General features: G+C 67.3%; 22 protein-coding genes. 7 read left to right on the top strand and 15 right to left on the bottom strand.

Annotation, left to right across the window (positions count from 1 at the left end; all coding sequences use genetic code 11):
- The first annotated feature begins 15 nt into the window (after positions 1-15).
- Both ACUTR7_RS15205 and ACUTR7_RS15200 read left to right on the top strand, forming a co-directional pair.
- Positions 16-699, top strand: a complete 684-nt coding sequence (locus tag ACUTR7_RS15205) for a Crp/Fnr family transcriptional regulator (RefSeq protein ID WP_445609166.1) — start codon at positions 16-18, stop codon at positions 697-699.
- A 121-nt stretch (positions 700-820) separates the two neighbouring features.
- Complete coding sequence (locus ACUTR7_RS15200) at positions 821-1,129, top strand: addiction module antidote protein (RefSeq protein WP_063327131.1); 309 nt, start codon at positions 821-823, stop codon at positions 1,127-1,129.
- A gap of 16 nt (positions 1,130-1,145) precedes the next feature.
- Here the strand turns inward: ACUTR7_RS15200 and ACUTR7_RS15195 are convergent, their stop codons facing one another.
- The 5 genes from ACUTR7_RS15195 to ACUTR7_RS15175 all read right to left on the bottom strand — a co-directional run bounded on the left by ACUTR7_RS15195 (position 1,146) and on the right by ACUTR7_RS15175 (position 6,889).
- Positions 1,146-2,903, bottom strand: coding sequence for a putative bifunctional diguanylate cyclase/phosphodiesterase (locus ACUTR7_RS15195; RefSeq protein ID WP_445609165.1), 1,758 nt, complete (start codon positions 2,901-2,903; stop codon positions 1,146-1,148).
- Positions 2,900-4,477 carry a methyl-accepting chemotaxis protein gene (locus ACUTR7_RS15190; RefSeq protein WP_445609164.1) on the bottom strand — a complete coding sequence of 526 codons (1,578 nt, stop codon included), beginning with the start codon at positions 4,475-4,477 and terminating at the stop codon, positions 2,900-2,902. Before ACUTR7_RS15190 ends, ACUTR7_RS15195 begins: the two co-directional genes overlap by 4 nt.
- A gap of 161 nt (positions 4,478-4,638) precedes the next feature.
- The gene (locus ACUTR7_RS15185; RefSeq protein WP_445609163.1) at positions 4,639-5,253 is read right to left on the bottom strand and encodes an SCO family protein; all 615 of its coding nucleotides are present in this window, start codon (positions 5,251-5,253) and stop codon (positions 4,639-4,641) included.
- 186 nt (positions 5,254-5,439) lie between these two features.
- Positions 5,440-6,129 (bottom strand): SCO family protein, encoded by a 690-nt coding sequence (locus tag ACUTR7_RS15180; RefSeq protein WP_043783264.1) that lies wholly within the window; start codon positions 6,127-6,129, stop codon positions 5,440-5,442.
- Positions 6,116-6,889, bottom strand: coding sequence for an SURF1 family protein (locus ACUTR7_RS15175; protein ID WP_445609219.1), 774 nt, complete (start codon positions 6,887-6,889; stop codon positions 6,116-6,118). The genes ACUTR7_RS15180 and ACUTR7_RS15175 overlap by 14 nt, the downstream gene beginning before the upstream one ends.
- Positions 6,890-6,918: 29 nt before the next feature.
- Here ACUTR7_RS15175 and ACUTR7_RS15170 point away from each other — a divergent pair, with 29 nt between their 5' ends.
- Positions 6,919-7,161 carry a twin transmembrane helix small protein gene (locus ACUTR7_RS15170; RefSeq protein WP_445609162.1) on the top strand — a complete coding sequence of 81 codons (243 nt, stop codon included), beginning with the start codon at positions 6,919-6,921 and terminating at the stop codon, positions 7,159-7,161.
- 70 nt (positions 7,162-7,231) lie between these two features.
- On the opposite strand, the gene ACUTR7_RS15165 is transcribed toward ACUTR7_RS15170, so the two are convergent.
- From ACUTR7_RS15165 to ACUTR7_RS15135, 7 genes are all read right to left on the bottom strand, one after another.
- Positions 7,232-8,113, bottom strand: coding sequence for a cytochrome c oxidase subunit 3 (locus ACUTR7_RS15165; RefSeq protein ID WP_012203607.1), 882 nt, complete (start codon positions 8,111-8,113; stop codon positions 7,232-7,234).
- Positions 8,114-8,181: 68 nt separating this feature from the next.
- Positions 8,182-8,394 carry a DUF2970 domain-containing protein gene (locus ACUTR7_RS15160; RefSeq protein ID WP_013803984.1) on the bottom strand — a complete coding sequence of 71 codons (213 nt, stop codon included), beginning with the start codon at positions 8,392-8,394 and terminating at the stop codon, positions 8,182-8,184.
- Positions 8,391-9,011 carry a cytochrome c oxidase assembly protein gene (locus tag ACUTR7_RS15155; protein ID WP_013803985.1) on the bottom strand — a complete coding sequence of 207 codons (621 nt, stop codon included), beginning with the start codon at positions 9,009-9,011 and terminating at the stop codon, positions 8,391-8,393. The genes ACUTR7_RS15160 and ACUTR7_RS15155 overlap by 4 nt, the downstream gene beginning before the upstream one ends.
- Positions 9,012-9,035: 24 nt before the next feature.
- Positions 9,036-9,143 carry a cytochrome oxidase small assembly protein gene (locus ACUTR7_RS15150; protein ID WP_012203604.1) on the bottom strand — a complete coding sequence of 36 codons (108 nt, stop codon included), beginning with the start codon at positions 9,141-9,143 and terminating at the stop codon, positions 9,036-9,038.
- 23 nt (positions 9,144-9,166) lie between these two features.
- Positions 9,167-10,837, bottom strand: a complete 1,671-nt coding sequence (gene ctaD / locus ACUTR7_RS15145) for a cytochrome c oxidase subunit I (RefSeq protein ID WP_012203603.1) — start codon at positions 10,835-10,837, stop codon at positions 9,167-9,169.
- A 35-nt stretch (positions 10,838-10,872) separates the two neighbouring features.
- On the bottom strand, positions 10,873-12,054 hold the full coding sequence (gene coxB, locus ACUTR7_RS15140) for a cytochrome c oxidase subunit II (RefSeq protein WP_013803986.1): 1,182 nt from the start codon (positions 12,052-12,054) through the stop codon (positions 10,873-10,875).
- A 663-nt stretch (positions 12,055-12,717) separates the two neighbouring features.
- Positions 12,718-13,620, bottom strand: a complete 903-nt coding sequence (locus tag ACUTR7_RS15135; protein WP_012203600.1) for a class I SAM-dependent methyltransferase — start codon at positions 13,618-13,620, stop codon at positions 12,718-12,720.
- 89 nt (positions 13,621-13,709) lie between these two features.
- On the opposite strand from ACUTR7_RS15135, the gene ACUTR7_RS15130 reads away from it, so the two are divergent.
- The 3 genes from ACUTR7_RS15130 to ACUTR7_RS15120 all read left to right on the top strand — a co-directional run bounded on the left by ACUTR7_RS15130 (position 13,710) and on the right by ACUTR7_RS15120 (position 15,483).
- Complete coding sequence (locus ACUTR7_RS15130) at positions 13,710-14,444, top strand: ComF family protein (protein WP_012203599.1); 735 nt, start codon at positions 13,710-13,712, stop codon at positions 14,442-14,444.
- 52 nt (positions 14,445-14,496) lie between these two features.
- Positions 14,497-14,994, top strand: coding sequence for a tRNA (uridine(34)/cytosine(34)/5-carboxymethylaminomethyluridine(34)-2'-O)-methyltransferase TrmL (trmL, locus tag ACUTR7_RS15125; protein ID WP_065346320.1), 498 nt, complete (start codon positions 14,497-14,499; stop codon positions 14,992-14,994).
- 183 nt (positions 14,995-15,177) lie between these two features.
- Positions 15,178-15,483, top strand: a complete 306-nt coding sequence (locus tag ACUTR7_RS15120; protein WP_013803990.1) for a DUF4148 domain-containing protein — start codon at positions 15,178-15,180, stop codon at positions 15,481-15,483.
- A 155-nt stretch (positions 15,484-15,638) separates the two neighbouring features.
- On the opposite strand, the gene ACUTR7_RS15115 is transcribed toward ACUTR7_RS15120, so the two are convergent.
- The gene (locus ACUTR7_RS15115; RefSeq protein ID WP_034390662.1) at positions 15,639-16,103 is read right to left on the bottom strand and encodes a MaoC family dehydratase; all 465 of its coding nucleotides are present in this window, start codon (positions 16,101-16,103) and stop codon (positions 15,639-15,641) included.
- Positions 16,104-16,179: 76 nt separating this feature from the next.
- Positions 16,180-16,809 carry a LysE family transporter gene (locus tag ACUTR7_RS15110; RefSeq protein ID WP_012203595.1) on the bottom strand — a complete coding sequence of 210 codons (630 nt, stop codon included), beginning with the start codon at positions 16,807-16,809 and terminating at the stop codon, positions 16,180-16,182.
- Positions 16,810-17,105: 296 nt separating this feature from the next.
- Between ACUTR7_RS15110 and kefC the strand changes: the two genes are divergently transcribed.
- Complete coding sequence (gene kefC, locus ACUTR7_RS15105) at positions 17,106-18,989, top strand: glutathione-regulated potassium-efflux system protein KefC (RefSeq protein ID WP_013803992.1); 1,884 nt, start codon at positions 17,106-17,108, stop codon at positions 18,987-18,989.
- 10 nt (positions 18,990-18,999) lie between these two features.
- Here kefC and ACUTR7_RS15100 read toward each other — a convergent pair whose 3' ends face one another.
- The gene (locus tag ACUTR7_RS15100) at positions 19,000-19,890 is read right to left on the bottom strand and encodes a LysR family transcriptional regulator (RefSeq protein ID WP_012203593.1); all 891 of its coding nucleotides are present in this window, start codon (positions 19,888-19,890) and stop codon (positions 19,000-19,002) included.
- Between the last annotated feature and the right edge of the window lie 34 nt (positions 19,891-19,924).

The following is a 19,924-nucleotide window of genomic DNA, read 5'->3' as shown; positions in this document are numbered from 1 at the left end:
CGCTGCAGCGAATGCATGCGTTCGTCCCATTGCCTGCTGGGCCAATTGCCCGAGCCCGCATTCCAGCAATGGCTTCCGCACATCCGCGAACGCGGCCTGGCCAAGGGCCAGAAGCTCCAGGCGCAGGGCAGCGTCGCCCATGAATTCCAGGTGATCAAGATCGGCTTCGTCCTGGCCATCCGCCGTGGCGGCGACGGCGTGCAGCGGCCCGTGGCACTGTTCGGCAACGGCCACGCGCTGGGCAGCCCGGGCTGGCTTCAGCAGCCCTCGGCCATGCACTTCGAGGCACTGGGCCCGGGGCGCATCTGCTACGTGGACATTGCCACCATCACGCGCCGCGGCCTGGTCGATGCCGCCTTCGTGCGCGCGCTGGCCGCCAGCTACACCTGCAACAACGCCCTGCTGGCGGAATGGGCCCACATCGTCCGCATCCCCGGCGTGATGCGCCAGCTGGCCGCCACCCTGATGCAACTGGCCGCGCTGCAGTCAAGCCTGCTCGTGCGCCTGCCCAGCCAGGGCGCACTGGCCGCCCTGCTGGCCACCACGCGCGAAACCATCGCGCGCAGCCTTGTGCGCCTGGTGCAGCTCGGCGCACTGGAGCGGCCCGACCGATGGCACTGCGTGCTGCAGCCTGCGGTGTTGTTGAGGATCAGTGGGGGAGGTCTGCAGGCAAAGGAATATGGAGGGAGTGGCGATTGAGCATGCCTATCCGACGATTTCATGTAGCCACCTGGCTACACTTTGCCCGCGTGTGATTCAGACAGTCCAGCCAGGCGCAGGACATTGCTGCGGCCAGGGCGATGGCCAGGGAGATCAAGCTATGAGCAACATCAAGATGCGGCCATTCGACATGGCCAACTACCTCGGCACCGAAGAGGAAATCGTGGAGTACCTGCGCCAGGCGCTGGAAGACAACGATCCGGCCGAACTGGCTGCGGCGCTGGGCGACATCGCACGCGCGCGCGGCATGACTCAGCTCGCTCGCGACACCGGACTTTCTCGCGAAAGCCTCTACAAAAGCCTGTCTGGCGAACGGGCGCCCAGTTCCGAGACGCTGTTCAAGGTGATTCAGGCCATGGGCTTCAGACTCACCATCGCTCCTGCCGCATCGCAGCAGCCAGCAGCCTGACACTCGGATCACCCGCTTACTGCACCAACACCGCCTCTGCAGGCCTTTGCAACAGAGGCGGAATCTGCTCTGCCGGCATGGCGCGGGCGAAGAGCCAGCCCTGGTAGGCGTCGCAGTCCAGGATGCGCAGCAGGCGCAGCTGCTCGGCGGTTTCCACGCCTTCGGCGACCACCTGCAGGCCCAGGGTGCGGGCCAGCGCGATCACGGCCTTGACGATCTTGGCGTCGGCCGGGCTGTCGAGCATGGGGCCGATGAAGGTGCGGTCTATCTTCACGCGCGAGACGGGCAGATCGCGCAGGTGGGCCAGCGAGGAGTAGCCGGTGCCGAAGTCGTCCAGCACCACGCAGACGCCGGCCGCCAGCAGGCTGCCCAGCAGCTCGCGCGCCTGCAGCGGGTCGGTCATGGCGGCGGACTCGGTGACTTCCAGCTCCAGCAGGTGCGGCGGCACGCCATGCCGGGCCAGGCTGGCCATGAGGCGCTGCTGCAGGTCGGCCTGGCGCAGTTGCTGGGCCGAGAGGTTGACCGCCACGCGCAGCGGCATGCCTGCGCGCAGCCAGTCGCCGGCCTGCCGGCAGGCAGCATCGATCACCCATTCCCCCAGCGCCAGGATCAGCCCCGTGGATTCGGCCACGGGCACGAAGCGTTCGGGCGAGACCCAGCCCATCTGCTCGTCGTTCCAGCGCAGCAGGGCTTCCACGCCCTGGACCTGGCCGCCCAGCACCTGCACCTGGGGCTGGAAGTGCAGGCTCAGCAGACCCCGGTCCAGGGCACGCTTGAGGCGTTCGTGCAGCAGCACTTTCTCGGCCATGGCCTCGCCCATGGCGCTGGCATAGCGCGCATAGGAGGAGCGGCTGCGCTGCTTGGCGTCGTACATGGCCATGTCGGCATAGCGCATGAGGGTGGCCGCATCGCCCGCGTCCTGCGGATAGAAGGCTGCGCCCACGCTGGCGCCGAAGTTCAGCGCGTAGTGGCCTATGGTGCAGGGCCGGCACAGCTCGTGCAGCAGCGCGTCGATGCGCTGGCTCAGATCGGGCTCGTTGCAGGGCTGCAGCAGGGCGGTGAACTCGTCACCGCCCATGCGCGCCAGCGTGGCCGAGCCGCCCAGCGCGACCTGCAGGCGGCGCGCCACCTCCTTGAGGACCTGGTCGCCCACGTCGTGGCCATAACCGTCGTTGATGGCCTTGAAGTTGTCGAGGTCGAGCAGCAGCAGCGCAAAGGACGCGGGGCCTGCGCCCGATTCAGACTGCGCCTGCGCTTGCGAGATCGCCTGTTCCACCTGCAGCCCGAACTGCCAGCGGTTGAGCAGGCCCGTCAGCGTGTCGTGGGTGGCGTGGTAGTGCATGCAGGCTTCCATCTGGCGCAGCTGCGACAGGTCGCGCACAAAGGCCACGGCCACGCCGCTGCCGTGCGGCGAGTGGCCCAGGGCGATGTCCACCGACAGGCGCTTGCCGTCCTTGCGCAGCAGCCACAGATCGCGCCCCTGGCCCATGGGCCGGCGCGCGGGCTGGGCGAAGTAGGACTGCAGTTGCGGCCCGTGGGCCGCCTGCGCCTCGGCCGGCAGCAGCATGTGCAGCGAGTGGCCCAGCAATTCAGCGGCGCCATAGCCGCTCATGGCCTGCATGGCGGGATTGGCCAGCAGGATGCGGCCGCTGCGGTCCACAAGCAGGATGCCGTCGGGCGCGGCCTCCATGGCCACGCGCTTGAGGTCTTCGTCCAGCGCCTCGCCCGGTGCGGCGGGATCGCCGGCAACCATGCTCCAGCCCGCCGCCATCATGCGGACGCCCCGTTGCCGTGAAAGACCGATGCCGCAGCCTCCAGCGCCTGCGCCTGTCCGGCCAGCAGCTGTGCGTGCCCGATGGTGTCGCGCGCCAGGGCGGCATTGTGCTGGGTCATCTGTTCGAGCTGCTGCACGGCGGCCTGCACCTGCTGCACGCCACCGGCCTGGGCTTGGCTGGCGGCCTGCATGCCTTCGGCCAGCACCAGTTGCTCGCGCATATCGGCCTGCACGGCCAGCATGGCCTCGCCCACTTCGCGCGCCATGGCGCAGCTTTGCGCCACCTGCTGCTGCGATGCCTCGATCAACGCCTTGATCTGGCGCGCGGCGTGGGCGCTGCGCTGGGACAGGCCGCGCACCTCGTCGGCCACCACGGCAAAGCCCTTGCCGTGTTCCCCCGCGCGTGCCGCCTCCACGGCGGCGTTGAGCGCCAGCAGGTTGGTCTGGAAGGCGATGCCGTCGATGAGCGAGCTGATCTGCCCCACTTGGTCGCTGGTCTGGGCCACGCCGCGCATGCCCTGGTCCAGTTGCACGACCATGCGGCTGCTCTGCCCTGCCATGTCCACGCCGTGCCGCGCGCGGGCGGCGGCCTCGCCGGCCTGGGCGCTGCTGCGCTCGATGGCGCTGGCCAGGGCCTGCATGGCCTGGGCCGACTGCTCCAGGCTTGCGGCCGCGGCTTCGGTGCGGTCGCTCAGTTCGGTGCTGCCCTGCTGCACGGCCAGCGCGCAGCGGCGCACCTGGTCGCTCTTGCCCTGGATGTCGCCGACCAGGGAGACCAGGTTGAGTCCGGTCTGCCGCACGGCGCTGCCGATGGCACCGATCTCGTCCGTGCGCTGCAGGAACCGTGCATCGGTCTGCTGCCCGCTGGCCACGGCCTGGGCCTGGCCGCGCAGCGCCGCCAGGGGCATGAGCAGCCGGCTGCGCAGCCACTGCCCGGACGCCACGCAGGCCAGGCTCCAGATCAGCCAGGCCGGCCAGACCTGGGCCGGCGGCACGGCCGATGCCTGCAGCGCGGGTGACCACAGCCCGGCCGACCCCAGCAGCCACAGGCCGGCCACCACGGCCTGCACGCGCCAGGCCAGTGGCCGAAAGCGCCACCACCGCTGCAGCGCGCCCACGGCGCCACGCCCCACGGGAAAGCCCCGGTGCAGGCCAAGCGAGTGCACGCCGGCATTGATCTGTTCATAGAGCGCCGCATGCTGCTGCACCTCGCGCGGCTCGGGCCGGGTGCGCACGGACAGGTAGCCGACCACGGCGCCCGCATGGCGTATGGGACTGGCGTTGGCGCGCACCCAGTAGTGGTCGCCATTCTTGCGCCGGTTCTTGACCAGGGCGCTCCAGGGCAGTCCGCGCTGGATGGTGGACCACATGTCGGCAAAGGCGGCGGCCGGCATGTCGGGATGGCGCACGATGCTGTGGGCCTTGCCGTAGAGCTCGGCGGCCTCGAAGCCGCTGACGCGGATGAAGGCATCGTTGGCATAGACGATGCGCCCCTTCAGGTCGGTGACGGAAAGAAGCGTCTCTCCTTCGCTCAGAGGGTACTCACGCTGGGTGACGTACACGTTTCGCCGCATGGATCAGGTCTCTCGGAGATGGGCGGGGCGTCGGCATGACACCCCCAGGCGGGGCCCACTCTAAGCAGTCCTGAGGCGATGCACATCAGGGATGGTGTGCTGCAGCGCACCTAAACGCAGTCAATGTGACGGGGGTCACATTGGCTGCGGCGCGCGCAGGATCAGGAACGCTTTTCCTGCAGCAGGGCCTTGACGTCGGCGCCCAGCACCTGCGGGCCGCCGCCGTATCGCTCATACACGCGCAGGCGGCCGGCCGTGTCATAGACATAGCTGCCGGCCGAATGGTCCAGCGTGTAGGTGCCTTCGGTCTTGCCGGGCACTTTCTTGTAGAAGAGCTTGAAGTCCTTGGCCACGGCCGCCGTCTCGTCCGGCGTGCCGTGCAGGCCGACGAAGCCGGGGTCGAAGTTGCCCAGGTAGGCCTTGAGCACCTCGGGCGTGTCGCGCTCGGGGTCCAGGCTGACGAAGACGCCCTGCAGCCTGTCGCCATCGGCGCCCAGTTGCTGCTTGACCTCGACCAGCTCCTGCAGGGTGGTGGGGCAGACATCGGGGCATTGCGTGTAGCCGAAGAAGACCACGACGACCTTGCCCGCAAAGTCCTTGATGCTGCGCTGCTTGCCGTCCACATCGCGCAGGGGAATGTCCTTGGCGTATTCGGCGCCCGTGACATCGACGCCCTGGAAACTGGTCTTTGCCTCGCGCGAGCATCCGCTCAGCGCCAGGGCGCCCCATGCCATGGCGGTCAAGCCCAGAACGCGCAGCGCTGTCCGTTTGTTCATGCTTCCTCAACAAGGTAGTTGCCGCAGGCTGCGTGGCCGCAAAGGCTGCGCGCCGGCCCGGGCTGGAAAGGGAAAAGGCGAAAGCGTCCGCTGAAGGCGCTTTCGCACAGCCGCAAACCATAACCCATAACCGCAAGACCCCGGCGCCGCGGGGCCTGCCTGCCGGCCTACCGGGGCCTGCCAGCCTTACTCGCCGTCGCCCGGACGCCCTGCCGTGTCCCAGGAGGCCGATGCACGCAGCAGCCGGTCCAGGTCGCGCTTGGCCTTGCCGGCATCGGCCATGCCCAGGCCTGCGGGCATGCGCATCATCCAGTGGCCCTGCGGGTCCACCACGTACAGGTGGTCCTGCAGCGCATGGCCGGGCGCCGGCTGCAGCCAGCCGCGCAGCACGGCCTCAGGCACGCGCAGCACCGTGGCCTGGGCCAGCGCGGGGCGCAGGTGCGCGGGCACGGGTGCGTCGTCGGAGATGAGCCAGACCCGGTCCAGCCGGTCCTTTTCGCGGCCCAGTGTCTCGCGCAGCTGGCGCTGCAGATAGAGATGGCTTTCGCAGGCGCTGCCGCAGGCACCGCCCGCCACGCTGAGCAGCAGCCACTGGCCCTTGAGCGACTGCAGCGGCAGCGGCGCGCCGTCCAGCGTGGTGGCCGTGGCCGAAGGCAGGGCCGGCTGGGCCGCGATCAGCTCGCCAAAGCTGCGCTGCTGGCCAGGCCGCAGCACGTAGTAGGTGAAATAGGAGGCCACCACGGGCGCGGCGCAGACCGCGAACACGGCCAGCATCTTCCAGCGGCCGCTGCGCGTGCGCTGCGCGCCGGCAAGGGCCGGCTGCAAGGGTGGCAGGCCATGGACGGTCATCTCCAGGGGAGTCTCAGGAGCGGGCATGGCGCGGGCGGACAAAGCGTCGGACGATTTGGAACCAGACATACAAAAGCGTGATCAGGGCCGCAAGTCCAAACCATTGGAACGCATAGCCATGGTGTTTCTCGACACCGGCCGTCACAACGGGCCAGTCGCGCCGCAGGCCTTCGCTGGCTTCGCCGGTCTGCAGCAGGCTCCATTCGCGCAGCGGCAGCCCGGAGGCCACGGCCCATTCGGCAATGTCCACATTCTGTCGGATGCGCGACTTTTGCCCATCAGGGTCTGCCCCTGCACGGCCGAATTCGTAGAGCCGGGACGGCGCGGCCTCCATGCGCCCCTCAACGGTCACCAGGCCTTCGGGCGTCTGCACCTCGGGCAAGGCCGTGCGGTCCAGGAAGTTGCGCGGCACCCAGCCGCGCTGCACGGCAATCACCACATCCTGATGCGGCGCGGCCAGCCGCAGCGGCGTGAGCACAAAGAAGCCCGGCTGGCCCTGCATCTGGCGGTTGTCCAGGTACAGCGATTGCCCGGCAATCCAGTGGCCCTGCAGTCGCACGGGCCGGTGCAGCCAGGGCGCCGCCTCGGTGTTCAGGGCAGCACCGGGCTGCATGGGCGCCAGCTGCGCGTTGTCCAACGGCGGCAGGCCCTGCTGGCGCTGCACGGCATCGAACAATTGCTGCTTGTAGGCCGCGCGCTGCAGTTGCCAGCGGCCCAGGGACAGTGTGATGGCCACGCCGATCAGCGCGGCCAAGGTGATCAGTACAAACCGCCAGCGGTCTGGCATTCTGGAAACACGCACCGGATAATCCACCCATGAAATTCGTGATCGTTCTCGCCCTGCTGGCCATTGTCGCCAGTCTGGGCAGCGCCTTGTTCTTCATGATGCGCCGCAATCCCGAAGACCAGGAGGGTCCGGGCGACGACAGGCGCCGCAGCCGCGCCATGTTCCGCGCACTGGCGCTGCGCGTGGGCCTGTCCATCACGCTGTTCCTGTGCGTGCTGCTGGCCGCCAAGCAGGGCTACATCCATCCCACGGGCTGGACCGCCGGGCAATAGACAAGCCCCCTGCCCCCGCAAACAAAAAGAAGCGCCCAGGCGCTTCTTTTTGCATGGGGCGGGCAGGCCCTCACATCCAGTACACGAGGACGTAGAGGAACAGCCAGACCACGTCCACGAAGTGCCAGTACCAGGCCGCGCCCTCGAAGCCGAAATGCCGCTCGGACGTGAAGTGCCCCGCATGCAGGCGCATGGTGATGAAGAACAGCATCAGCATGCCCACGAAGACGTGGAAGCCGTGGAATCCTGTGAGCAGGAAGAAGGTCGAGCCGAACACGCCCGAGGACAGCTTGAGGTTCAGCTCGGTGTACAGGTGGTAGTACTCGTAGCCCTGCACGCACAGGAATACGAAGCCCAGGACCACCGTCATCCACATGAAGGCGATGGTGCGGGCGCGGTGGCCGGCCTGCAGCGCATGGTGGGCGATGGTCAGCGTCACGCCCGAGGTCAGCAGCAGCGCCGTGTTGATGGTGGGCAGCCAGAACGGACCCACGGTCTGGAAGGGCTCGACGCTGTTGGCCGGCGAGGCCGTGGCACCGGCCGCCATGCTGGGCCAGACGGCCTTGAAGTCGGGCCAGAGCAAAGCGTTGTCCAGGCTGCCCAGCGCGGGCACCGAATGCGAACGCGCCCACCACAGGGCGGTGAAGAAGGCGCCGAAGAACATCACCTCGGAGAAGATGAACCAGCTCATGCTCCAGCGGAAGGACAGGTCGATCTTGCGCCCGTACTTGCCCGACTCGCTTTCATGCGCGGCTTCCCGGAACCAGAAAAAGAGCACGGCCAGCCACCAGACCAGGCCAAGGCCCAGGCTGTACATGCCCCATTCATGCCCATTGATCCAGTTGCCCGCGCCTAGGATCACGAAGAACAGCCCCGCCGCCGCCATGACGGGGTGGCTGGACTCGGCCGGCACGTAGTAGTAAGGCGTTTTGCCGTGGGTGGTTGCACTCATTGCTCAGCTCCTGAAATTCTTGGTTCTCGGTTTCCCGTCTATCACTCTGTCCCCGATGGCCGCGCCGCTCAGACCACGAGCTTGACCAGCGCGATCAATCCCAGCACCAGCACGAAGATGGCCGCCAGCCCCACTGCAATCACATGCAGCGGCGTGATGCGCTCCCCGTCCTGCTGGTACTCGCTTCCCCTGCGCACGCCGAAGAGCGACCAAGCCACGGCGCGCACCGTGCGCCACACGCTGGGCGGGCGGCGCGGCTCCCGTGGCTGCGGCGCATTCATGAGGCGGGCTCCTGCTTCGGCCCTGCCGCCACCGGCGCCTCGCCCGTGGGTGCGGCCGGCGTCCTGCCGCCCACCTCGAAGAAGGTATAGGACAGCGTGATCGTGGTCACATCCTTGGAGATGCGCGGATCGATCACGAAGGCCACCGGCCACTCGCGCTTTTCTCCGGGCTCCAGCGTGTACTGCGAAAAGCAAAAGCACTCCAGCTTGTTGAAATGCGCGGCCGCCTGGCGTGGCGCATAGCTCGGTATCGCCTGGGCCGCCATGCGGCGGTCCTGCACATTCTGGAACTCGTACATGACCGTGGCCAGCTCGCCCGGATGGACCTGGATGGAGCGCTGCGCCGGCTTGAAGTCCCAGGGCCCGCGCGCATTGGCGTCGAACTCCACGGTGATGGTGCGGCTCTTGTCCACCTGCGAGTTGGCGGGCAGCTTCACATCGCGCCCGGCCGTGCCGTTGCCCGGCACCTGGCGCTCGGACAGCGACAGGATGTTGATGCCCGTGAGCTCGCAGATGTGCTTGTAGATGGGAATCAGCACGTAGCCGAAGGCAAACATGCCCAGCGCCACCACGGCCAGCTTGCCCACCATCTTCGCGTTTTCACTGCGCACGCTCACGGACGTCCCTCCTGTTGCCTGCCCTCAATGGAGCACGGTGATCTTGATCACGAAGCCGGCCAGAAAGACCAGCGCCACCGATACCAGGATCAGCGCCAGCCGCAGGTTGGCTTTTCGTTGCTGTGCGTCCATGTGCATCTCCCTTGGGGCTTGCATCAACCGATGATGCGGGTGGCGGTGGCATCGAGCTTGGGCGGCGTCTCGAAGGTATGGAACGGCGCCGGCGAAGGCACTTCCCACTCCAGGCCCTCGGCGGCCTCCCAGGGCTTTTGCGGCGCCTTCTCGCCCTTGCCGCGCATGGCGGGCACGACGACGAAGAGGAAGAAATACACCTGCATCAGGCCGAAGCCCAGCGCGCCCAGCGAGGCCACCATGTTGAAGTCGGCGAACTGCATGGGGTAGTCGGCATAGCGGCGCGGCATGCCGGCCAGGCCCAGGAAGTGCATGGGGAAGAAGGTGACATTGAAGAAGATCAGTGAGCCCCAGAAGTGGATCTGGCCGCGCGTCTCCGAATACATCACGCCGGTCCACTTGGGTGCCCAGTAGTAGTAGGCCGCGAACATGGAGAACAGCGATCCGGCCACCAGCACGTAGTGGAAGTGGGCCACCACGTAGTAGGTGTCCTGCAGCTGGATGTCGATGGGCGCCATCGACAGGATCAGGCCCGTGAAACCGCCCATGGTGAACACGAAGATGAAGCCCACCGAGAACAGCATGGGCGTCTCGAAGGTCATGGAGCCGCGCCACATGGTGGCCACCCAGTTGAAGATCTTCACGGCCGTGGGCACCGAGATCAGCATGGTGGCGTACATGAAGAACAGCTGGCCCGTGACGGGCATGCCGGTCGTGAACATGTGGTGCGCCCACACGATGAAGGACAGGATGGCGATGGACGAGGTCGCATACACCATGGAGGCATAGCCGAACAGCTTCTTGCGGCTGAAGGCCGGCACGATCTGGCTGATGATGCCGAAGGCCGGCAAGATCATGATGTAGACCTCGGGGTGGCCGAAGAACCAGAAGATGTGTTGGTACATCACCGGGTCGCCGCCGCCTGCGGGGTTGAAGAAGCTGGTGCCGAAATGGCGGTCCGTCAGCGTCATGGTGATGGCGCCGGCCAGCACGGGCATGACGGCGATCAGCAGGTAGGCGGTGATCAGCCAGGTCCAGGCGAACATGGGCATCTTCATCAGCGTCATGCCGGGCGCGCGCATGTTCAGCACGGTGACGATGATGTTGATGGCGCCCATGATGGAGCTGGCGCCCATGATGTGCATGGCCAGGATGGAGGTGTCCATGGACGGGCCCATCTGCAGCGTCAGCGGCGCATACAGCGTCCAGCCTGCGGCGGGGGCGCCGCCGGGCATGAAGAACGAGCCCACCAGCATCAGGCCGGCCGGGATCAGCAGCCAGAAGCTGAAGTTGTTCATGCGCGCGAAGGCCATGTCGGAGGCGCCGATCTGCAGCGGCAGCATCCAGTTCGCAAAGCCCACGAAGGCCGGCATGATGGCGCCGAACACCATGATCAGGCCGTGCATGGTGGTCAGCTGGTTGAACAGCTCGGGGTTGACGATCTGCAGCCCGGGCTGGAACAGCTCGGCGCGGATCAGCAGCGCCAGCACCCCGCCCACCATCAGCATGGTGAACGAGAACAGCAGGTACAGCGTGCCGATGTCCTTGTGGTTGGTGGCGAACATCCAGCGCCGCCAGCCCGTGGGCGTGGCGTGGTGGTGATGGTCGTCATGCCCGTGTCCATGCTCGTGCTCATGCGCATGTTCGTGGCCCTCGCCCGCAGGGCTGTGGATGGGGGGAAGTACGGCGCTCATGCTGTTATCTCCAATCGCTCATCTGTCTTGCGGGCTCACTGGCCGGGGAACTTGCCGGTGCGGGCGGCCACGAACTCGGCCGGCTGCACCAGCTGGCCGGTCTTGTTGGACCAGTGGTTCTTGGCAAAGGTGACCACGGCGGCCAGCTCGGTATCGCTCAGCTGTTTCCAGGCGGGCATGGCGCCGTTGGCACGGCCTTCCAGCACCACATGCATCATCTCGGCCGTGGGACCCAGGACGATGGGACTGCCGTCCAGCGGCTTGATGGGACCGGCGCCCTTGCCGTTGGCCTGGTGGCAGGCCGCGCAGTTGGCGGCATAGACCTTCTCGCCACGTGCCATCAGGTCGGGCAGGCTCCAGACCTTGCTGGGGTCGTCCTTCTTGGCGGCGGCGATCTTCTTTTGCTCGTCCACCCAGGCCTTGTAGCCGTCGCTCGACAGCACCTTCACGTGGATGGGCATGTAGGCATGCTCCTTGCCGCACAGCTCGGCGCACTGGCCGTAGTAGTCGCCGGTCTTTTCGGCACGGAACCAGGTGTCGCGCACAAAGCCCGGGATCGCGTCCTGCTTGATGCCGAAGGACGGCACCATGAAGGAGTGGATCACGTCATTGGCCGTGGTGATGATGCGCACCTTGCGGTCCACGGGCACGACCAGCGGGTTGTCCACCTTGAGCAGGTAGTCGTTGGGTGCCTTGGAGACATCGCCGCTGTCGGACAGCGCGCGGTGGCTGCTGTCCAGCGTGGAGATGAAGCTCAGGCCCTCGCCTTCGCCGTTGATGTAGTCGTAGCCCCATTTCCACTGGTAGCCCGTGGCCTTGATGGTGACATCGGCGTTGGTGGTGTCCTTCTGCGCCACCAGCACCTTGGTGGCCGGCAGCGCCATGAGCACGACGATGATGAACGGCACGATGGTCCAGACCACCTCGACCGTGGCCGATTCGTGGAAGTTCGCCGCCTTGGCGCCGCGCGATTTGCGGTGCTTCCAGATCGAATAGAACATCACGGCGAACACGCCGATGAAGATCACCGTGCAGATGATCAGCATCATCCAGTGCAGGTAATGCTGCTCATGCGCGATGCGCGTGACTGCCGGATGAAGGTTGAGCTGATTGACGGCCGGGCCGCCTGGCAGATCTGTCGTCGCATGCGCAAGGGAGCCTCCCCCTGCCACACTCATCAAGCCCCAGAGAACCAGCTTGGTGGAAATGCTTTTCATAGTTTTCACTTACATCTAAGCCTCGGGTTATCCACTCGCTCCGCTGCGCCGGCGTGGGGGCCGCGCAGCCAGACCGTTCAACGCCTGCCCAAAGGGCAACTCCCGGCCTCAACTGTCCGAGCATGCATGAAAGCGCCGCAGATGTGCCTGCGCGCAATCACCAATAGCGTGCCAGCCGGCATCAACGGCAGCTCGGACGTGGGACCAGGATTCGGGCGTACAGCCATCCCCGCCTGCGCCTGCAGGCGCATGAATTCGGAGGACAGCAGCAAGGTGGACGGAAGAATGCGCGCACGCCGGCCATTCAGGGCATGTGTGCCATGGGGGCCGGGAGCGGATTGGAAAAGGGGGCGCATGCGGCCCGGCATGCGACACAGAAGAGGGGACAGCAGGGACAGAAAGACCAGTGCCCGCTCCCAGAGGAACAGGCACTGCTGCAGCCGGTGATGATCAAACTCGTGGGCAGGCCGCTCCTGGATGGGTCGGCCCGTTCTCGTTCCCGTGGCAAAACGAAACACCAAATCGTCTCCCCTTTCGGCCTGCGGACCGCTGGTCTTTTCCCGGCCCGGGAAAGCGAGCCCAGGGAAAGCTGTTGTCTCTGTCAGCTCGGGAAAAGTGTAGACGTTTTTGTTTTCGATCAATGACCGGAAAGCGACATTGGGGCTATCGCAAACCCGTGTTGCGCGGCTGGCGCAGCATGCTGCGCATGTCCTCCAGCGATACGGCGCTGCTGGACTCCAGGCGCACGCGCGGCTGCGGCTTGTAGGCGTGGCCGTAGACGATCTCGAAGGTCAGCGCCAGCTGCCCGTCGGGGCCGGCCAGGCGCTCGCGCAGGGCATCGTGCAGGCGCTGCTGCCAGCGGCGGCCGCGCAGGGCGGCAAAGCGCTGCGGATGGAAGTTGCGGCCCAGCTCGCGCAGCTCCTGCAGCAGCCGCTCGGGCGTGGCAAAGGTCAGCGTGATGTGCTCCATGTCCATCACCGGCTCGCTGAAGCCTGCGTGCACCAGCATGTCGCCCCAGTCATGCATGTCGGTGAAGGCCTGGCCGGCGGGCGGCCAGCCCAGTTGGGCGTAGATGGCGTGCAGCTCGCGCAGCGTATCGGGCCCCAGGCAGGAGAACATCACATAGCCGTCCACGGACAGCGCCTGATGCCAGCGCGTGATCAGCGCCTGCGGGTCGGCCTGCTGGTGCAGGGCCATGTTGGCCCACAGCATGTCCACGCCGGCAGGCTCGGGTTCGCCGAAGCGCGTGGCGCCCCCGGTCCAGCGCGCGGGCTGCCACCAGCGCGCGCCCAGCTGCTCGCGGGCGGCGGCCTCATGCAGCGGCGAGGCTTCATAGACCAGGCATTCGGACTGCGCATAGCGCTGGCGCAGCAGCGCATGGGCCTGCAGGCCGCCGCGCACGGGCTGCCAGTGGCACCAGCGCTGGGGCGGCTTGACGATCCAGTCCAGCCGCTCCTGCATGCGGCGCGCCACCTCCTCATGCAGCCACGGCGAGGCCGCAGGCGCGGCCTGCTGCCAGCGCAATGCGGCGGCCGGATCGATGGTGGGGGGCAATTCGTGGGACATGGCTGGGCGGGGAATCCGGGCTCCTCGAAAGACAGGCGCCCGGCCCCGGAGCAAAGGGGTGGCGGACGCGGCGCGAGTATATTGACTCCATGCCCAACCTGCCTGCGTCATGGCTTTCGCACTGGCATGCCGGCCTGCCCAGCCAGTGCGCCGTCTGCCGCCGCTGGCCGGCGCAGCGCCTGTGCCAGGACTGCCGCTTGCGCTGGGCCAGGCCGCTGCCGCGCTGCGGGCTTTGTGCCATGCCGCTGCCAGCGGGGCACGGCGCCAGCGGGGGCCAGCAGGTCTGCGGCGCCTGCCTGGTCAAGCCCCCGCCACTGACGCACTGCCTTGCCGCGCTGGACTACGCCTATCCCTGGCACACGGTGATCGGCGACTTCAAATTCCGGGGAGACACCGGCCTGGCACGCAGCCTGGCCGCCCTGCTGCTGGAGCAGCACGGGGCCCGCGAGCAGCTGGAGCAATGCGATCTGCTGCTGCCCATGCCCCTGTCTGCCCAGCGCCTGCGCGAACGCGGCTTTCACCAGGCCCTGGTGCTGGCCCGTGCGCTGTCAGGCCCATCCACCCGCGGCAAGCTGCGGCACCAGGCCGTGCAGCGCGCCCACACGGCACAGGCCCAGCATGACCTGCCGCGCGCCCTGCGCCTGCGCCAGCTGCGCGGGGTCTTCGCGGTGCCGCCGGCGCAACTGCCCCATGTGCGCGGCCGCAGGGTCCTGCTGATCGACGATGTGATGACCACGGGTGCCAGCCTGCATGCGCTGGCCACCTGCCTGCGGCGTGCAGGCGCGGCCGAGGTCAGCGCCCTGGTGCTGGCGCGCACGCCCTGATCGTGGGGGTTCGGGGCCCGGGGGCATAGGCCGCCGCGAGACAATACGGGCCATGTTCCATATCGTTCTCGTCGCGCCGGAGATCCCGCCCAATACCGGCAATGTGATCCGTCTGGCCGCCAACACCGGCTGCAGCCTGCACCTGATCGAGCCGCTGGGCTTTTCCATGGAAGACCGCCTGATGCGCCGCGCCGGCCTCGACTACCACGAGTACGCGCCCGTGCGCCGCCATGCCGACTGGCAGGCCTTCCTGCAGGACTGCCAGCCGGACCGCCAGCGCATGTTCGCCATGACCACGCACAGCAGCAGCCCCGCCCACGCCATCGGTTTCCAGCCCGGCGACTGGCTGGTGTTCGGCTCCGAAAGCAAGGGCCTGCCCGCCGAGGTGCGCGAGCAGTTCCCGCCGCAGCAGCGCCTGCGGCTGCCCATGCTGCCGCAGCAGCGCAGCCTGAACCTGTCCAATGCCGTGGCCGTGACCGTGTTCGAAGCCTGGCGCCAGCAGCAATTCGCGGGCGCTGCCCTGGCCGAGGGAGCAGCCGGCGCGGCCTGAGCGATCGGTCGGACCGGGCGGAAAGTTCCCGGCCGATTGTTTCAACAGCTGAAAAAGCGCATTGCCAATCCAAGGGTTTTTCCCGATTCCAAGCCGTCCTACATTTGAGTCATGGGCTCTACGTTACCAAGCGATTTCCGCAAAGAACGCCCTGTCCCAGAAACAAAACAAAGGACTTGAATCATGAAGAACACCCGCCGTTTTGCCGTCCTGGCCGCCCTCTCCATCTCCGCCATCGCCGCCCAGGCTGCCGGCTTCGACTACGCCGACAACAGCAGCTACCCGCCCGAAGTGAAGACCCAAAGCACGCTGACACGTGCCCAGGTCATGGCCGACCTCAAGGCCGCCCAGGCCAATGGCACCATGCCCTCCGTCGCCGAAGGCTACCTGCCCATCCAGAACACTGCCACCGCCACCGTGAGCCGCGATGAAGTGCGCCGCGAAGCCGCCGCCGCCGAGCGTTCGGGCCAGCTGAACTTCGGCGCCTGAGCCTCAGCCCCCCGCAACCGCTGCCACCACGCAGCCAGCCCGCAGGTGCCCCCTGCGGGCTTTTTTCATCGCCGGGCCGCCCCAAGATGAAAAGCGCCCCCTCCGGGGGGCAGCGGACCTTGCGTAGCAAGGGTAGCGTGGGGGTCAGTTTTGATTCAGGCCTTGGCGCCGTAGTTGCGGGCCACGGACTCGGCCACGCAGGCGGGCTTGTCGGCGCCTTCGCGCTCCACGGTCACCAGCCAGGTCATCTGCAGCCCACCGGGCTCGATGGGCTCGGCGGCCTGCAGCGTCAGGCGCGCACGCAGGCGGCTGCCCACGGGCACGGGAGAGGTGAAGCGCACGCGGTTGAGGCCGTAGTTCACGCCCATTTGCGCGCCTTCGATGTGAAAGCAGTTCTGGAAAAACTGGGGGATCAGCGACAGCGTCAGAAAGCCGTGCGCAATCGGCGCGCCGAAGGGGCCCTTGGACGCGCGCTCGGGGTCCACATGGATCCATTGCTGGTCGCCCGTGGCATCGGCGAACAGCTGCACCTGCTGCTGGGTGATGGTGATCCAGTCGCTGACGGCGACTTCCTGCCCCACGCAGGCACGCACTTCGGAATAGGAATGGAAGGTTTTCATGCCCCAAATGGTAGGGGCCGGTGCCGCGCGCTCCATGTCGGGCGCGCGACAGGCTAGGGTTAGTCCAGGGTGGATGTCACCTGGACGCGCGCTGAACAAAGAACAGGCCTGTGCCCACGGCCATCAGCAGTGCGCCAAAGACCCGGTTCTGGCTGCGCACCGCACGCGCGCTGCGCATGAAGCCGCGCAGCGCGCTGGCGCTGGCCGCATAGCCGTGCATGACCATGGTGTCCACGGCCAGCATGGTGGCGGCCAGGATCAGCAACTGCAGCCACAGCGGGCGGCTGGTGGTCATGAACTGGGGCAGCACGGCCACCATGAAGATGATGCCCTTGGGATTGGTGGCATTGGTCAGGAAGCCCGTGAGCACGCGGCGGCGCACGCTGAGCTCGGGCATGGATTCCTGGGTGGCCAGGGGTGCGGCACCCGAGCGCCATTGGCTGATGCCCAGGTAGATCAGATAGCAGGCGCCGACGATCTTGACGGCGTTGAACGCCCATTCGGAGGCCAGCAGCAGCGAGCCCACGCCCGCACCGGCGATCAGCAAGATGGTCAGCAGCCCCAGCTGCAGCCCGAAGATGGTGGCGCTGCTCTTGCGCACGCCATACGACAGGCCATGGCTCATGGACAGCACGGCGCCCGAGCCTGGGGAGACCGCAATGATCCAGCAGGCCACAAAGTAGGCGATCCAAGTATGCCAATCCATGCCAAACACCTTAAAAATACGGAGCAGGCCGGCATCTTAAAACTGTGCAGCCGATATGACGCACTGCCGCGGCAAAGCCGGATGGGGCGGTGAAGCATTCGGTGGCATTTTTCATCGCCGGGCCGCCCCAAGATGAAAACGGCCCCCTCGGGGGGCGCCCGGCCAGGGTCAGCGGACCTTGCGCAGCAAGGGGAGCGTGGGGGCATTTTTAACCCTGTCAGAAAGCTGACCCGGCTGTGAGAGTGACACAATCAATTGCCCCAGGGTAAACACCAACTCCAAGATCCCAAGCTCCCATGGAACACAGCGCCCCCATCTGGCTGACCTACGGCTTTCTCTATCTCACCGCCGCCGTGCTGGCCGTGCCCATTGCGCGTGCCCTGGGCCTGGGCGCCATCATTGGCTACCTGGGTGCCGGGATTGCCATGGGCCCCTGGGGACTGTCGCTTGTCAGCAATGTGGATGACATTCTTCATTTTGCCGAGTTCGGCGTGGTGCTGATGCTCTTCGTGATCGGGCTGGAGCTGCAGCCCAGCCGCCTGTGGGAGCTGCGCCGGCCCATCCTGGGATGGGGGCTGGCGCAGATGCTGGCCTGCACGGGCGTGCTGTTCCTGGCGGCCTGGGCCTTCGGCTTTTCCTGGCGCGTGAGCCTGATCGCGGGCATGGGCCTGGCCCTGTCGTCCACGGCCATCTGCCTGCAGGTCATGGCCGAGCGCAACCTCATGCGCACGCCCAGCGGCCAGGCCGGCTTTTCCATCCTGCTGTTCCAGGACGTGGCCGCCATTCCCATCCTGGCGCTGATCCCCATCCTGGGCGCGGTCAAGGCCGCCAATGCCACGCACACCGACAGCCACCTGTGGCTGCAGGTGCTCAAGACCGTGGGCACCATCGCCGCCGTGGTGGTGGGCGGCCGCCTGCTGCTGCGCCCCCTGCTGCGCTGGATCGCGCGCAGCCGCACGCCCGAGATCTTCACGGCCACCTCGCTGCTGCTGGTGGTGGGCATTGCCATGCTGATGGTGCAGGTGGGCCTGTCCATGGCGCTGGGCGCCTTCCTGGCCGGCGTGCTGCTGGCCGACAGCGAGTACCGCAGCGAGCTGGAGACCAACATCGAGCCCTTCAAGGGCCTGCTGCTGGGCCTGTTCTTCATGGCCGTGGGCATGAGCATCGACTTCGGCGTGCTGCTGCGCGCGCCCTGGGCCATGGCGGCCATGGTGCTGGGCTTTCTGGCGCTCAAGGGCGCCGTGCTCTACACCCTGGCCCGCGTGCTGAAGCTGCCCTGGCGCGAGCGCCCGGTGTTCACCCTGCTGCTGGCCCAGGGCGGGGAGTTCGCCTTCGTGGTGTTCCAGACGGCGGCGCAGTACAAGGTGTTCCACCACAGCATCTCGTCCATGCTGGTAGCCGCCGTGGCCCTGTCCATGCTGATCGGCCCGCTGGTGCTGGTGCTGATGGACAAGCTGCTGCTCAAGCGCTTTGCCGACATGAAGGATTGCCAGGTCGACGGCGCGGGCCAGCCTGCCAGGCCCCATGAAATATCGGAGCCGCAGGACGCGCAAATCATCATTGCGGGCTTTGGCCGCTACGGCCAGATCGTGGCACGCGTGCTGCTGACCCAGGGCGTGCCGGCCACCATCCTCGACCACAGCGTGGAGATGCTGGAAGTGGCCCACACCTTCGGCTACCGCGTGTTCTTCGGCGATGCCACGCGCATGGACCTGCTGCGCATTGCCGGCGCGGACAAGGCGCGGGTGCTGGTCATTGCCGTGGACTCTTCCGAGCAATCGCTGAAGATCGCCGCCCGCGTGCGCAAGCGCTTTCCGCACCTGGAGATCGTGGCCCGCGCGCGCGACATGGCCCACTGGTACCAGTTGCGCGACCTGGGCGTGCACCATGTCGAGCGCGAAGTCTTCGAGTCCAGCCTGGTCTCGGCGCGCACCGTGCTGGAACTCGCCGGCCACAGCCCTGCCGAGGCCCAGCGCACCACCACGCGCTTTCGGGAGCACAACCTGGAGCTGATCGAGCGCATGTACCCCCACCACAAGGACCAGGCCCAGCTCATTGCCGTGGCCAAGCAGGGCCGCCAGCAACTGGTCGAGCAGATGGCCAAGGAGCGGCAGGAGGCCCAGGCGCAGCAGGAGAAGGACCAGGCGCCGCAGGAAGCCCCGCCGCCGCCCGGCCCCTGAAAACCGGGCCTCAGGCCGCGCCCAGCGCCCGCACCATGTGGTCCACGAATTGCGCCAGCTTGGGCAGTTGGCGGCGGTCCGGCAGATAGACCAGGTGCACCGGGCGCGGCAGTGGCACGCAGTCCTGCAGCACGGGCACCAGCCGGCCCGCGGCCATGTCGGCGGCCAGCAGCACCTCGGGCTGCAGGATCAGGCCCAGGCCGCGCAGCGCCGCATGGCGCAGCCCGTCGCCGCTGTTGCAGCGCAGGCGGGCGTCTTCGGGCCACTGCACCGAACCCGAGCCGTCGCCGCGCAAAATCCATTCCGAGCGGCGCTGCCAGACCGCGTAGCTCAGGCAGTCATGGCGCGCCAGATCGTCCACGCCACGCGGATGCCCGCGCCGCCGCAGGTACGAGGGCGCCGCCGCAATCACCATGCGATAGGGCTGCAGCGGCCGCGCCACCAGGCCTTCGCCGCCCACGGGGCCGATGCGCACGGCCACATCGATGTTCTCGCCCACCAGGTCGGCCATGCTGTCGCTCAGTTGCAGGTCCACGCGCACCAGCGGATTGGCCAGCTGGTAGTCGGCCACCAGCGGCGCGATCACATGGTTGCCCAGCGTGGTCGGCGCGCTGATGCGCAGCAGGCCCTGGGGTGCGCTGCGGCTGCGCTCCACGGCAGACTCGGCCCAGCGCAACTGCTCGAAGACCTGGCGGCTGTCCTCGTAGAAGCTGCGCCCCACCTCGGTCAGGCTGTGGCGCCGCGTGGTGCGCTGCAGCAGGCGCGCGCCCAGGTGGGCTTCCAGTTGCTGCACATGCTTGCCCACCATCACGGCCGAGATGTCCAGGCGCCGCGCGGCCTGGGCAAAGCTGCCGTCCTCGACCACGGCCATGAAGACCTCCATATTGCGCAGCTTGTCCATGGATTGCTAACCAATGCTTAGTAGTACAAAAATA

This window comes from Delftia sp. NA_296.1 (assembly GCF_052692095.1).
Note: the sequence above shows the minus strand (reverse complement) of the source record. Positions and strands in the feature narration are given on the sequence as shown.